Source organism: Pantoea sp. EEL5 (genome assembly GCF_049892805.1).
GTDB lineage: Bacteria > Pseudomonadota > Gammaproteobacteria > Enterobacterales > Enterobacteriaceae > Pantoea > Pantoea ananatis.
In genome coordinates this window covers 1-14888 of sequence record NZ_JBNDNJ010000004.1, presented here as the reverse complement: position 1 = coordinate 14888, position 14888 = coordinate 1, and the positions used below count along the sequence as shown (strand labels likewise).

Annotated in this window: 8 protein-coding genes and 1 pseudogene; 1 reads left to right on the top strand and 8 read right to left on the bottom strand. The window is 45.4% G+C overall.

All coding sequences use genetic code 11. The features are described from left to right. Positions 1–3: 3 nt before the first annotated feature. From pglX (ACPXSQ_RS15910) to ACPXSQ_RS15875, 8 genes are all read right to left on the bottom strand, one after another. Positions 4–1800 carry a BREX-1 system adenine-specific DNA-methyltransferase PglX gene (pglX, locus tag ACPXSQ_RS15910; RefSeq protein WP_114263053.1) on the bottom strand — a complete coding sequence of 599 codons (1797 nt, stop codon included), beginning with the start codon at positions 1798–1800 and terminating at the stop codon, positions 4–6. Then, positions 1800–4802 (bottom strand): reverse transcriptase domain-containing protein, encoded by a 3003-nt coding sequence (locus tag ACPXSQ_RS15905; RefSeq protein ID WP_426144147.1) that lies wholly within the window; start codon positions 4800–4802, stop codon positions 1800–1802. The genes pglX (ACPXSQ_RS15910) and ACPXSQ_RS15905 overlap by 1 nt, the downstream gene beginning before the upstream one ends. A 140-nt stretch (positions 4803–4942) precedes the next feature. Beyond that, positions 4943–5284, bottom strand: coding sequence for a hypothetical protein (locus ACPXSQ_RS15900; protein WP_127779720.1), 342 nt, complete (start codon positions 5282–5284; stop codon positions 4943–4945). Positions 5285–5306: 22 nt separating this feature from the next. Beyond that, entirely contained in the window at positions 5307–7241 is a 1935-nt protein-coding gene (gene pglX, locus ACPXSQ_RS15895) for a BREX-1 system adenine-specific DNA-methyltransferase PglX (protein ID WP_426144146.1), read from the bottom strand. A gap of 86 nt (positions 7242–7327) precedes the next feature. Beyond that, positions 7328–9082: a DUF262 domain-containing protein gene (locus ACPXSQ_RS15890; RefSeq protein WP_079805578.1), complete on the bottom strand. Its 1755-nt coding sequence runs from the start codon at positions 9080–9082 to the stop codon at positions 7328–7330. 101 nt (positions 9083–9183) lie between these two features. After that, positions 9184–12885, bottom strand: coding sequence for a BREX system P-loop protein BrxC (gene brxC, locus ACPXSQ_RS15885; RefSeq protein ID WP_426144145.1), 3702 nt, complete (start codon positions 12883–12885; stop codon positions 9184–9186). Positions 12886–13007: 122 nt separating this feature from the next. Further along, positions 13008–13622, bottom strand: a complete 615-nt coding sequence (locus tag ACPXSQ_RS15880; RefSeq protein ID WP_001201808.1) for a DUF1788 domain-containing protein — start codon at positions 13620–13622, stop codon at positions 13008–13010. After that, positions 13619–14218 carry a DUF1819 family protein gene (locus ACPXSQ_RS15875; RefSeq protein ID WP_062933985.1) on the bottom strand — a complete coding sequence of 200 codons (600 nt, stop codon included), beginning with the start codon at positions 14216–14218 and terminating at the stop codon, positions 13619–13621. Before ACPXSQ_RS15875 ends, ACPXSQ_RS15880 begins: the two co-directional genes overlap by 4 nt. A gap of 335 nt (positions 14219–14553) precedes the next feature. Here ACPXSQ_RS15875 and ACPXSQ_RS15870 point away from each other — a divergent pair. Then, positions 14554–14772 (top strand): annotated as a pseudogene (locus tag ACPXSQ_RS15870) (hypothetical protein); the annotation flags it as partial. Between the last annotated feature and the right edge of the window lie 116 nt (positions 14773–14888).

Genomic DNA, 14888 nt, shown 5'->3' with positions numbered 1-14888 from the left:
AACTTACTCGGCTTTATCGCCAGTGATAGCTTTCACTTCAGCTAATAAAGTACCGAACTTGCCGTAGTTGACCTTAACACCATCGTCGAGATCGAGCTGGATCTTCATATCAGCATAGTGTTTGAGTTGGTCGTCAAAAGAACGCAGCTCGGTAAGCTGTTTGGTCAGGCTATCGATCTCTTTACCGATGCGTTTGGCTTCGGCTGTTTCTGCTTCATTCTGCTGCAGGCGCAGGCGCTCAATACGGCTGTCCATTTGGCCGAGCAGAGGCGTGACATACTCGGTACGCATGCGCGGGAGGGTGGTTTCATTATAGCGATGCAAGTAGACCAGACATTCAAAGGCTTTCTCTTTACCTGAACTGAATAGCCAGTAGATCGGGCGTTTTTTGTAGGTCTTCAAGTGATCTTTAAAGAATTGGGTCGATAGATAGCGGCGAATAGTCTCACGGGAAGTTTCACCACCTTTTTTCACCGGTTTGATTGCGGCAAGGCATAGGCTATCTGCAATAAAACGAAGGTTTTCTTCCAGATGTTCAGTCCCCCAAACTGTGCGAACAAATTCTTCAACCCGAGCAGCAATATCATCTTCAAACCAGGCTTGAGAGGTCAGCGGCAGTATACCATCGCCGTCGGCAGGGAAACGGTTATAAGCACCTTCCTCTACTAGCGTTTTGAAACCTTCGTTACCGGCATGAGCATAAATTAACCCTTCACGATCAAGGGAATAACGGCCCATCATGCAGCCAATGGTATAGGAAATCAGCTCTGCGACGGTATCCGATTGCAGTTTGGCTTCCCGCTCTTCATCGGTCAAAATTCCGCCATAACGATAATGTGGGTTACAGGCGAGAGTTATTTCACTAAGTGGTACGTCCGGCATCAGCTCATTCTGCAATCCATAAGCATCGATAAAGAGCTGGTTATTTTCCTCTTCGAGACGCTGCATTTTCTGGGTGGATTCAAACCATTGGGAGCGGAGATTTTCTAGTGAATTTTTAAGATATTTTTGGTCAGAATCCACACTAAGGAGTGCCGAACGGGAAAAGCCCCAAGAAATTTCATTATTGTTCCAATCGATGCGAGCAATAGATATTAACTCTTCAACATTTGGTATGACATCAACACCCCAAGCTTTTTTTGCATATGGGAGTTTGTTAAAATACCCTATATGAAAATGGATTGTTGGGTTAAGAATCGCAGCCATTTCGTTAACATACTTGTTATTACAGTAAGCTATCAATCCCATTTTCCAGTGATAGTCTCCACCGAATGCAGAATGTCCTGTAGCATCATTTATAAATCCTTGAGGGAAATATCGAAATGCATTGACTGAACTAGACACATCACTCCAGCTGATAGCCTCTTTAAAGTAATAATCCATATTTTGAGGTCTTGAAAGCACGCGCCCATCAGAATCTCTGTAATTTCTGATAGCCTCACCATCATTCTCCCAGTTAACAACGTAGAAGTGATTACCGTACCATTTTCTAAATTCTCCACCTTTGTTGCATGGGAACCACTTTAAACCGGAATCTTGGGCTTCAATCCTATTAGCTGAGTTGAATGAAATATCGCTAACTTTAACTTCATACCAATATCTTAAAAAAAGATCATTATTACTTGTCTGTAACCCTACTCTGGCATCCGCACATGTACCAATTTCAGGATTATTACCAAAAATATCAAGTGAACGACTGCTCAGCCAATAAGAAATTGGGCTTCCTGGAATCTTATTAAAATCCGCAGCTGACGCACGATAAAAGTATTTATCCATATTGTTATTTTCTTGCTGGCTCATTATGAGTCTCCTTTCGGTAATTCTTTTCTGCTATATGCCATATCCTGAGCAAATCCATCCGGAACAGGCTTAAAGGGTTTTCCTGGTGAACGGTGGCTGGACTGGAACCGGCGCAATGCGGTTATGTCAATTTCACCGGTGATACAGTAATCGTGATTACCACCTTTCACGCGCATTAAGTCGCGTTGGTAGCGTTCTTTGTATGGTGCACGAATACGGCTATCCCCATAAAGGCGATTATTACACTGGATGATGTAGGCATGGATATCAAGTGCAGCGGATTCTACCAATGCATTAAACGTGTCGGTATCAGGGTTCCATTCTGGTACAAATAACGCATCGATTTTACCGCGCAGATCTGCCCGATAACGAATATTGGTCAATTCGCTGCAGATCATCAATGCAAAACGAAAATCGCCATGTTGCACAATCGGGGGTTGTGTCCATTGTGTGGCAGGGCTTAATTCAAGACCTGCAAGGCGGAAGAGTTCCTGTTCTTCATGTAATGCAGGTCGCTGCTTATCTTGTCGGTAGAGCATCAGAGATGGGAAGCCCAGACCATCATGACTCAGCGAGGCCCAAACCTGATTTCGTACGCGCTTTTTCGGAGCATGCAGATATTCCACACCACTGATAAATGAAATACCACGCCCCTTAAGTTTGTGGGCTATGCGGATAAACCACTGCGGTGGTAAAGCCAGCTCCGGTAAAATGAGATATCCACTATTATCAGGTCTGGAGATCAGTTCATTGATTAGACGACTGAGTCGCTGATAACGGCGACGACTATCAGGATCGGGTTTGTTCATCACCGCTGCGACAAAACTCGGCCCACTAGTTTCCCAGCTAGATACCGCGATTGTATGCTTGGACTTAGGTTCGCCATCAGGGATCTGAAGTATTTTCTTACCGTTATTCCAATGCGGCATTTTGTGCTTGGTCAGCTCAAAACCACGTAAAGCCTGCATCACCTGGCTCAGCTTAGCGCAGTGAAGTGAATTAAACGGATCTGGTGCTATCAAATACAACTCATTGAGGCTAAAAGGGCGAGTAGCGAAAATTAGACCTGCCGGGATCCCTCTTTTAAATTTGAGCCAATCCACGAGTATACGGATACCTTCCGTTATATTGCAAGGAAGTAACTCATGTGCATCTGAGGTGATTAATTTATTGCGTGCAATGATGCCTCGCTGGCTCACCATCTCTTTGGGCAGGCCGATGAAGCGAAGTGGAATATGCGCTAGATCGTAACTGAATAGCCGAGCATGAGCTCCCTGTAAGACATTGCGGCCGAGAAGTTTAAACAGACTAGACTCTAAGTGCTTTTTAAACTGTAAGGTATTACGGAATTCCTCCCAGGCAACCTTTCCTTCACCACATAGCTTGTGTGGAAAAGACGAAATAATGCTTTCAGCAACAGCATCGTAAAGTGTGTTCCACCAATCATGTTGTTGATATTGCAAGGAAGACTGCAGAGCCTTAATCGATATAGTGCAATGATCTTTGACCTTTTCCGTTAGCTTATTAAGAGCCTTAATCATTTTATCAAGATAGCTAAAATCTTCACAAGCGACTGCCATTCGAATGATACGTGGTAGGTATTGAGCCAGTTCGAAAAACTTTATTGGCGTAAGCAAATGACCTGTTACCGCATCGAAAAAAGCATGGCGGTATTCTTTCCAAGCATCAGGCAGAAGGTCGCGTTCATAAGCTTCATAGTCACGCAGATTGAGAGCGAAGCTAGCGCGATGCAGGGTTAAAGCATCAGTTTTACGCAGATTATCGGCTTGTTCACCAATATGACTGGTTGCTTTAAGCAGATCGGTTGCCACTGATTCAGCTGAATCAGGAAGGTTTGGTAAAGAGCGCCATTCGCTTGCACGTTGATTAATCTGCTCAGAGATAGCATTGACCAAAGCAATACCAGCCGCGCCAGACAGAACGAATAATTTATTTTTGTTGTTTGTAAACACGATACGGCTGGAACATGTTTCAAGGTAATCAGGCTTGAAAAGGATAGCCTGTTCTTTTGGGTTATCCTTATGTTCCCACTTAAATAACTCTTTGCCCCCATCCCGATTGAAGATCCAATCCCAGAACTGATACGTATTTTTTATCTTACTGGTATTTTCCATCACTAACAGGATGTCATCCACATAGCGACCATAGTAGAGTGGAACAACCTGCTGTTCGATAAACTGATCGAGCTTAAAGAGTGCTGCATTGGCAACAACAGCAGAGGCTGGCAAACCAACGGGTAAGCCTTTTCCGAGTGGTGTTAGTTTTGCCCAGGTTTCCAGTGCAGTAATAAACAATTGGTGCAGTCTCGTCTGACTCTGATCCAATTCGACGCCGATCAGTTTTATAAAGGCCGGATCTTGCATAAAACCAGGATTTAGTTCATGGAAAAAACTGCTCACATCAGCTGTAAGAGCTAAGACCTCTTTTTTATCTTGCAGTGCTGAACGCATAGCGTTAATGCCGCCATCACGCCAGTCGCGAAAAGGTTTGAGGTAAGGGGTAAATGATCCCAGTGCTAGTTCGTTAATTTGATCATGGCGATTACGGCGTAATCGGCTGCCATAGACATTGCTACTGAGTTTTTTATCAAAAAGCGAACCCACCTTGAGCATCCAAAGAGCTGAAAGGACATGGAAGTCCAAACTGCAGCAGGCCATCAAACGAAATTCTGCTGTGACTTCTTTTCCAGCTTCTATTATCTTCTGCCATTCATCATCAGGTGATGCGAAAATTAGTCCTGTGCTGTCATCTGTTTTCTCCGTTTTAATGGCTTTTGGGACCAGAGACCAACCCCCTAGAAAATCTGGGGTGTGTATCCAATCTTGAGCTTCTCCATTGATTCGTTCTTGCAAATCGGTGAGGTTAATCTGCAGCTTATCCTCGTAGTCAGCAATGGCAAATAGCGACGGAGTTGTCGAGTAATAGAGGTCTACTTTAGCCTTACGATAAGCGAGCCCTAAATCTTCTAATGTAAAACCCATATCGTGTCTCCTTTCCCTATTTTCGTTTTGCTACTGCTTTTTTTTTCAGATTTTTAGCTGTATCAACAAAGCGCCAGAAGTCAGTCTTTTTTCATTTGACAGAAGAGTTTTAGCTGGCCTTTATAACGATGTTCAATGTGCTACCAGATTGGATTTCCTGCAACTCGTTCAATATCGGCATGAGCAGCTGCATTTCGCAGATGGTAAAAAATACTCTTTAAAATGTTACTCTTCGCGTTATGGAACCAGATCAGATTTTGCTTGTTATCTGCAGTAGGTAGGGTTGATGTCGCCAGCTCTTTTTCAGTCGAGAAAGGCTGGATTTGTAGACTAAGTCCACTCTTTAACTTGCGATATCCTTTAACCTGGGTTGATAACAGTTCAGATGTTAGCCCCTGGTGCTGCTCGTAATAGAGCACCAATTTTTCATAGATGTCGGCTAACTCGGCGCGAGTCAATTTGTGGAGGTTAGAGTTTGACATTATCTGCTTAAGCCCTATTTCTTTAAGCAATCGCTGCTTTAAACATGGCTGCTTTTTCTGCTTCAGAGTTTCCATCCACTAAACGGAGATAAGTGCCCTGATAGCTTGAAAGGTGAAAATTTCCTAATACGAATGCAGTAGTTGAGACGACTTCTCCACCAATACTATCAAATCCTCTTGCCCCAAGATGGGTCATACTCAGGATAGTGTGTTGATTCAAAATTCGGGTACGCAATGACTCGTATGAAGAAAGGAACATCCAGCTTTGCATGGTGATCATCGCTACCACACCTGACTCTTTGGTTAAATCCAGATTTCGTTCGATAAAAATGGCAAACAGGTCTGACTTGCTATTAGGGAACTGCTTCTTAGCGAACTCTTTCAGATCCGCATTCATCCCCTTACTGCCCATGTACGGTGGATTTGCGATCACCGCATCATAGCGTTTAGCTAGTAGGCGAGCTTGTGCTAGCAGCGGTAATAGTTTTTTAGATTCAGGTCGTTGCATATTATCGCCATTTTTGCTGAGTTCCTGAATCGTGGAATAGAGCTCCTCAATAGCTGAGGCTTGTTCAGTAGATATACTAATTAAGGAACCCAGTGTTTTGGCATTAAGAAAACGCTGATGCAGGTCTTTTAGAAGCGTCAGACGGGGGGCATCTGTAGCTTGGGCTACTGTAAGTAGATCTTGAGTCTGGCCATGCTGCGCATCAGCATTGAGATTAAGTGCTTGCCAAAGTTGCTGAATGTTGAGGTGTCGACTTTCCTGTAGGGCGTAAATATTCAGGTCTATATCACAACCATTGTTACGAGAAAACAGACGACGATCATCCTGACGGGCACGCATTAGCAAAGCAAAACCCGCCAGCTGTGCAGCGCGGTCGTCGATATCGAGTCCAAAGAGGTTATTCTTAAGTATTAGCACTGGGATCTCGCGGCTCCGATAACCGCGTTCTTCATAAATTCGATAGAGCACATTATAGGCTTCCACCAGAATATGGCCGGACCCACAGGCTGGATCGAGTACGCGTATTGATTCAGGTTCGATGCTGGCGGTTGTAAGTTCAGCCAGTTGTGCCACTACCTCGGAAGCCTGCTCGCCTTGGTCGATATAGTAGGGCATCGTGCTTTTGAGTGTGGACTCAGGATAGGTTTGCAGCCAGTAACGTCCCACCGAGTTTTGCACCAGATATTGTACTATCCAGTTAGGCGTGAACAGCTGAGTAGCGGCAGGAATATCTGCGGATTTGACCACCTTACCAATGACCTGCTCTTTTTTCTCACTAATGTAAAATTGGTAAAGCCAGCCGATAACCTCTACTTGCTGCCAGTCAAGTTCTGGGATCTCATCTACCAGTTCGCGCCAGAAGGCATCAGTGCGGGTAAGGCCTGTAGGCAACAGGAGTTCTGTTTCATCATCAATGGCTTCAAACAAAAATGGCATTGCCTGATGCAGTCGGTGACATTGGCCGAGAAGTAGCTCACGGAAGAGAGTCTCCTGCTCATTACCTGCCAGTAACAAGTCCAACAGAGCGGGCTTATCCAAAGCCACACCTTCTGTTATCAGGGAATCGATCACCTCAGGGGCGCGATCCAACACTTCAAAACCCTGTGGCTGAGAAGGGTGTGATAGCAGACGTACACCGTGTTCTAAATATCCCTCTTCGCTTTTCAGCTCCATAAAGCGGATGGCACAGAAGCGGTTAAACCAAGTGTATGCGACATGCTCTATTAAAGTCTCATAACTATCGTTTGCAAGCTGTTGTTGCAGGCGCTTAAGGGCAGAGGCACAACTGGCTGGATGGGTAAATCCAGCAACTTGCAAAACTTCACCGCTAATTACCGGCTCAATATGGCCCTTGGCAGTGATTCCAAATTCAGCAGCGCGTGCTTTGATCGCTGTGATAAATGCTGTACGAGCCCGAGGGGCTATTTTTTTTAAATTGGCAGTGTTCATTAAGGCTCACAAATTGGTTTATCCGGGCGGTATCCCACCATTCAGAATACAATGCTGGATGAGTTGTAACTCACCTGAAAAAGAAATTATGCCGTAAGAGGTTCACTAAGAAGGTGACGTAAACGCGCCAATAATATTTCACGACGCTTATGATAGAACGCCTCAAATCCAGCCAAAGTCTCTGGAAGTGAGTCGATTGCCTGTAAGTGAAGATGATTGGCACGGGCAGCTGGCTCCGGCCACATCACTTCGTACCATTCATGCGGTAACTTCTCACGTTTTTCATTGTTCTGGCCCCCTTCTAACAACTGTAGGTTAGGTAGCCGGTTAGCCATGATCATCCACTCTTCAATCTGTGTTTCATCGGTCATCCCTATCTTTTTCAGTTGGCTTTTGGTAAAGCGGGCTCTAGGGAATATGTGATCAACATGGAAGTGATGGGAGAAGTCATGTCCCGGAAAGAGCAGAGATAGCAAGGCAAAAGTTCGACGGTTACCATAGTCGAGTTCAACCAACGACTGTAGCTCTTCTTCATCAAAGCGTAAGCTCTTGCCACGTTCTGTCATTGCAATCGATATTTCTATCAAAGGAAACTCTTGCTGACCATGTTCCTTGATCTTGCTTCGCAAGCTAGCCAGAAGCGTATCAAGACCACTTCCCCAAATACCGGATTGTTTAAGGATAGAGCGAATTAGCCAACCTCTGATCCCCTGCCTATCAGCAGCATACTCGCTACGGGATAGGTAGCGGTTATCCAGATCTCGATGGTAGAGGTAATAGGCTATGGGGAGTAGGGCACTGTCTGCTCCCAGATTGTAACTGTTGAAGCCGAAACTGCTGAGTAAATTGACTGCAAGAAGTAAAGCTTTACGGATGCATTCCCAATTATCTTCCAGCTTGCGCATGTTCTCTTTGCTAAAGTTCTCGACTTTAAACCCAACGCTGCCGATATCACTCAGCATCAGACCTGCTTTGAGCACCAGGTCCTTGCTAAAGGAAAAACCATTACCTATTTGGTTCATTTCATCTACTAGCTTGTGAATCTCATCACGCGCATCCAGCGTGCTCCATTGCGTTACGGCGATGGAGAGCAGTAGATCTGAATAGGAGAGTGTTGTTCCGCCACTATTCATACGGATAAAGATATTGAGAACCTTGGATAGCTCCTGACCTTCTTCCAGGTAGTAACTGATCAAAGGTTTATTGTGAATGATGTCATGAAAACGGGAAATCACTTTACCTGCTGCTGGTTTGCGTTCATCTGGCATTTTCATTTCCATGACTGACATCATTACGTCATAGGCATTCATACCGAGAATACGGGAGACTAAAAACCAATGGTGTTGTTCATCGTTGTGGCTTGCCTCATCCTCATTCAAGAACTCGAACTCATAACGAGTTCCGCTGTCAGGGTCTGTGCATTCAAAAAGATTGAGATAGAGGCGACGTTCGATAAAGGCGTCTGCACTGGACCACCATTTACCCTGAGTTTTCCAACTATAGGAACCGCGTAACCCGATGTTTAGTGCCGTCATTCGCTGCTGGCCATCTAGAACCGCGATGCGATCATTTTCACCGATGATATCTAGTTTTTTACAGTGGACTTGATCACGCTGGTGGTAGTCACGCATAAAATCATAAAATTGATACTGACGCAGATTCTCAGTTTTAATTTTCCAAAACAGGAAGGTACCAAACGGGTAGCCTTGTAGTAGAGAGTCAAACAGCTGGCAGATTTGATCTGGCCGCCAGACAAATTCTCTCTGGATTGCAGGCAAAATATATTCATGCTGTTCAACTTTGTTCAGCAGCGTTTCGATGGTGCCACCGGTTTGGTACATGTTTTATCTCTTCCCGTATGGTTGTGTTCGAAGCACTCTTTACGCCCCTTTTGATGAGAAAAGGGGCCGAGCGTTTTACATCCTTGCTTTTGGGGGCAACACTATTTGATCCGCACTCTTTTACCCTGACCTATTGCCTGTTGTAAACGGCTGCGAAGTGTCGCGAGATAGGTGTCGATATCCTGCTCCGTTTCTATAAAGATATGGCTGGCACAGAGTAATTCTGCGGGTGAAACCAGTTCGATAGGTTTAGGTATTGGTTTGTGGCTAACCACTGTCGCAGCAGAGTTATTCGCAATAGTAGTTGGCGAGCCTGATGGATCCGGTTCTCGCAAAGTACCCGCATCGCTATTAGGCGGTTCAGCCGCTTTTTTCCGTGCTGCGGCTTGCTCCGCTTCCAGACGAGCTTGAAGTTCGGCGCTGTAGCGGTTGATCAGTTCTAAGACCTTATCTTCTTCATCATCAGCCTCTTGTTGCAGGCTAACAATCTCATGTAAGGATAAGCTGTTACTGACCCGTTCTTTTAACAGATTAAAGGGACGCATTGCCTGGTTTTGTAACTCAGCTGGTAAGTCAGTAACCAGCGGTGCAACACCTTGCTGGGTTGCATTGATCGCTTCCAAAGCCGCGGCACGTTTCTGTTCTACCAGTTGCAGGTTAATGGCGATGAGTTGATCAATTAACGATCCCACCTGGCGCAGTTTGCTATACGGGGATTTATCATCGTAGATAGCCTGCAGTGCAGATAATGCTTTAGCCGCTTCTGGGTTTTGCTCCAGTGCATGGCGATTGGATTTGAATTGATCGTTGAGGGCTCGACGCAACTGTTGCCAGATATCAAACTGACGAGTGAAAAACTCCTCGACTTCTTCAAAATCTTCGGCAAAATCCTGCCATTCGTTGCTCTGCTGGCAGAGTCCATCGATTAGGGCATAACTGTTGTTGCCCAGCTCAAGCAGGCTGGCGATCAATCGACTGCCGGTAAGCAGGGTGCTTTTGCCAGGGCAATTCCCATCTTTAGCTTTAAAATCAAATTCTTTAATTAATCGCTGCCACTCGCCTAGTACGTCAAGAAGCTTATTCGCCAGCTCTTTTTCGCTGCTCTCGAAGGGTTTATTAAAAATATCTTTCGCCAGTTTAGCCGCTTTAGCTACTTGCTGTTCTGTATGCTGACGTACTCGACGAATACGCAGTGTGCTGTGGCTACGTACCGAGGTAAAATGTTCGTAGCTGCGTTTGAGGGGCAAATCACCATTCGGCGTAGATAGCGCAGCCTTACCAAGCAAGACCAGATGAGTCACCTGTAGCATTACTTCGTCACGGTTCCAGCCGAAGGGACGAGCACTGAATCGCTCTAACAATTCTTTAAGGTAGACCGGCTGATTTTTTTCATCTGCGACATTTAAAAAGAGTTCAATCTCCTTTTTTGCAGCAGCATTGGGGTCTTGTTCACCGAGATTTACATTTAGCTGTGCCATGTCATCGGCCATGATCACCGACTTCAGCTCTTGCACCGGGTTGTTACCACAGCTTTGTAGTAAAGAGAGCTTTTGGAATGAGTTTTCGATTACGTAGGCACAAGCTTCATCAAGCATATTGCTGACACTAGCCGATTTACTTTGCAGCTCATTACCGAGTGCGAATATCTGTGCTTGTTTCACCAGATCATCGAATAGTAATTTCAGACGGCTGCGACGCTGGGTGTTTTCGAGTGCTTTTTCTGCCAGCAATTTCTCTTGCTCAGGTCGTTTACCTCGTATCCCTGCCAGGAATTTCTCGGTTTTCAACCAAGTATCAAATTCAGCCCAGATCCGCTTCTCACTCGACAGGCGTACCAGAATACAACCATTCCCTTCTTGGCTCAGTGCCTTGTAGGATTGTTCGTTATAACTGTCAAAATTGGCATCCAGTGGGGAAATGACTTTGAGCACCAGATCTGTTTGTTGGCTGCCGTCTATAGAGTGGCCGTTACAAAAGCGAGTCAGAGGGTAATCCTGCTTGTTTACCGGATAGCGATACTGACGGCGATTGCCCATTACCTCTTCAAACACCAACCGGGCCAGTTGCCGGTTCTCTTCAGTTGCTTCAACCTGAGTGTGTTTGATCTCCTGCTCGACTTCTTTTTCTTCGTTAGTCAGGAATACGTATTCATCGCCATTTCTGACAATCAATAGCTGGTTTTCAAGACGCTGTAGACTGGCTTCGATTCGGCTTTTCAGTGCCACTTTATCGGTATCTATTTCTTCAATAGAGAGTGTGACCAGATTATCAATGGTGGATTTGACCAGATCGACATAGCGGATTAAAAACAGCGATTTAAGAATATTAATGTCGTAAGGATCGAGGCTTGCTTTCTCAGCCGCTTGTTCGAAGATGCGTTTAACGTTGGTATCGAGGAAAGATTCGATTGCCGGATAAAAGGCATGGAAAGGCACCAATACACCGATATCTTTGTTCATCTGCTGGCGTGCGGCATTCTGGAATGCATCCAGCAGAGAACGTTCACCACGGGAGAGATGTTTACCGGTAGCCCCCACTTTGCGGATTGCTTCGAAGACCTTTTGTACCAGCAGATACTGATAGGGAATGAAAGGGTAGTGATCAACAAACTCAACATTATCACTGTAGTTAGCAAGCTCAGCTGTAGTGCTGGTATCAAAGGTCAACTGGTTGCGAAGAATGTCGCCTTTTTGACTGAACAATTCTGCCAGGCAGTTTTTAGCGTCTTCACTTTTTTCGAGCAGACGTTTCTGTATTACCTCATTGGTATTGGACGAGGAGAGGGAAATCCTTGTGTGAAAACGCCCTTGGATCTTGGAGAAGTCCTGGCCTTTTTTAGCGCTAAGATCTCCTAGTACGGCATCGATATCTTCTTGTGAAGTGACGATTACCCAAGCTCTGCCTCCACAAGCGGTACCGATATTTTCTGTTATCGTCTGCAGTTTGAGCATCATCTGGGTGTTGTTGCCGATAAACTGTCCGACCTCATCTACCAGAAAGACCATGCGTTTACTGTCACCAGATGGATCGCTACGATCGAGATACTCCCGCACCCATTTACAGAAGTTGGCAATGTCGAGAGTAAACATGGATTCGAGATTTTCCATACTCTGCACCGATGAGGCATCTGACTGGCCGGTAGCATAGGCCCAGGCTTTTGCCATTTCATCACGACAGAAACCATAGGCATCACGCTGTTCTTCCCAGCTTGAGCCCGTGAGTTCAGCAAATTTTGCTTTGAATGGCTCGTATTGGCCACGGGAATCTAACTCACGTTCCAGGTGTGCGATATGAGGATGGTCAGCGCAATATCCCAGGCGCTCATTGAAGACGCGCAAGAAAACTTTGAGAATGGCATCTTCTTTGTCTTCAGTATCTGCGCGGCTGTCGATATTAAAGAGAATTACTTCAGTATTGCGGTTAACTGCAGCGTGGATATCACCGTAAAGAAGGGGATCGCTGATTTTCTCTTTGAAAAACTCGATGGCAGCTTTTGTTTGGCCATTGTTAACAGCTTTCTTGTTACCGAGCAGGTAAGAGAGGATCTTTATAAAGTGAGATTTACCGGAACCGAAATAACCCGATACCCAAATCCCAATTTTACCCGCCACACTAGGATCATCTGGATGGCTGACACCAGGCAGGTAGGTCTCAAAAAAGTGACGAAGGTGGCGGTCAAGTTCACGGGTCACCACATACTCGTCAAGCTCAGTCCAGATGATTTGCTCATCCAGCTGCTCGGCTTTCACCACACCATTGATTGGGCGATCCAGTTGTTTGGTAAACAGCTCTCTTATCTGCATTAAAAATTCCGTCTCTATCATTCAGCGAGACGCTTCTGCTCGCTATAACGTGATGACTCTTTCGCGGCCAAGTTAGTGGTTTGAATTCTCTCAAAAAACAAGCTTCGGCAGCAGTTTAAATTTCAGTACTTAGATGCGTGAGGCACCAGTTGGAAAGCTCGGTAGTAGTTGGCTGTTGCCACTTCTGCGCTGTCCAGATCAAAAGGATAAAGTTCGAGGCCGTTGTAACTGCCCGGATAAAACAATACCAATGGTATCGCCCCCATATGGGCATGTAATGCATTAAGCAAACTATGACCACGTAGTAATGGCCAGCATTGGCCAAGACCTGATAACAATACAAATTGAGGCGAGGCCGGAAGCACTTTATCTATCAGATGCTTAGCAATTCGACCTTGTTCAAGAGGTCCTTTAAGTGCTTTGGCTAGCTCATCGGTACCTTTTTTGCGTTCCAGATCAAAAGCTTTATCTAACAATTTACGCTCTTGCAAAATTGCCAGTACCTCTTCGAACAGATTGAGATGAGCGAAATTCAGCCCCTGCCGGGCCAGGCGAGGCAGAGTCAATCTCAGATATTCCCGTACGGTAAGTTCAAATTGAGGTGGGTAATCAAAGATATAAAAACCGATCTCACCACCGAGCTCTTGGTTCTTCAGGAAGCCTTCACTTTTAAGCCGGTCTTCGATTTGTTCCAGACGAGCTGACAATTGCGGCTTACTGTCCAGTTTCGCTCTCATCTGACTGACTCCATCACATCGTAGACTTTTTGGCAGTCGAGACTGTTTGCCCACTCTCTTATCTGGGGTAGTAGGAAGACATTTTTCAGCTTTTTACTGCGGCCTGATTCCAGATACCCGCTATCTGCGAGGATTTTAAATACATTGTTGCCCATTTTCTGGATTGAGCTTTCGGAATATTGATCCAAGCCGACAATGGCACGCTGGCGGGATAGAATAAATTCCTGCCAGTCTTCGCTGCGCAATGATTCACGAAACATCTGTCGGGCATCAGACAGTGTCGTTGCCATGAAATCGGTCAGCACTGGGGATTGGCACATTGTCGCCATTAGCAACATTTGTCTGGCTGCATCATCAGGGGCCTTTAGTAGCTCAGTCCAGAATGCCTCACCCATCGGTTGAATTCTTTTACGCAGGGTTGAAGCCATGCGTTTAACACTGTGCACTGAGGTCTTCTGCAGCACATTGTCATTTACAATAGCATTATGCCATTGATCATCATTTGGTGAGGATATCAGCAGCTCCGCGATGACTCTGCTCTCACGCAACATCAGGCTGCCACCAATGATGTCACCCAGATATTCTTTGGCGGTCATAATGGCTCCACGGTCAGGGTTTAAAAACTCCGTTATGATACGCGAAATTCAGGTAATTAGCCTTAAACTAAAGCAGATTTCAGTTCCCAGAGTTTCCGTTTGATTTCTTTAGAACATTGGGAATCGGGCACTACTAGCAGCTGTTTAACAGAAGGAAATGACGTAATGGATTGAATAACAAAAGTCGTCACCCTGAATTGATCATTACTCAGATTAATCCATCACCTTCATATACAACAAATTCTTGCGCTCGTCCTCGCATCGTGGACAATGTTTAACCATGAGGATTTTATATCAACGAAATCAATAGGTTAATTTAAGTCACGGGATGGGGAATGGACAGCAATACTCAAGGATTCACTTCATACTGGCGTAATACCTTAGCTGATGCTGAGTCTGGAAAAGGGGCATTTGAGCGCAAAGATGAAGATTCATTCACGCAATGGATGAACGTTGAACAAGGAAGGTTGGGTGAAGAGATCGTGCAATCGTTCTTCGAGGGCGAAGACGAGCAGGTTAAGACCGTTGAGGTACTACTACGGCCACAAGTATGGATCCATGACCTGCTCCCCATTGATTAATACACCGCGATGTTAGTAATGTCTTCATAAGCCACATGAGGACATCCCCATGAAGAAGCGATTTTCCGACGAACAGATCATCAGTATTC

What these genes read in the sequence shown, in the direction of transcription:
- pglX (WP_114263053.1), bottom strand. Translation starts at nt 1,800, where the DNA reads ATGAGCCAGCAAGAAAATAACAATATGGATAAATACTTTTATCGTGCG.
- ACPXSQ_RS15875 (WP_062933985.1), bottom strand. Translation starts at nt 14,218, where the DNA reads ATGACCGCCAAAGAATATCTGGGTGACATCATTGGTGGCAGCCTGATG.
- brxC (WP_426144145.1), bottom strand. Translation starts at nt 12,885, where the DNA reads ATGCAGATAAGAGAGCTGTTTACCAAACAACTGGATCGCCCAATCAAT.
- ACPXSQ_RS15890 (WP_079805578.1), bottom strand. Translation starts at nt 9,082, where the DNA reads ATGTACCAAACCGGTGGCACCATCGAAACGCTGCTGAACAAAGTTGAA.
- ACPXSQ_RS15900 (WP_127779720.1), bottom strand. Translation starts at nt 5,284, where the DNA reads ATGTCAAACTCTAACCTCCACAAATTGACTCGCGCCGAGTTAGCCGAC.
- ACPXSQ_RS15905 (WP_426144147.1), bottom strand. Translation starts at nt 4,802, where the DNA reads ATGGGTTTTACATTAGAAGATTTAGGGCTCGCTTATCGTAAGGCTAAA.
- ACPXSQ_RS15880 (WP_001201808.1), bottom strand. Translation starts at nt 13,622, where the DNA reads ATGAGAGCGAAACTGGACAGTAAGCCGCAATTGTCAGCTCGTCTGGAA.
- pglX (WP_426144146.1), bottom strand. Translation starts at nt 7,241, where the DNA reads ATGAACACTGCCAATTTAAAAAAAATAGCCCCTCGGGCTCGTACAGCA.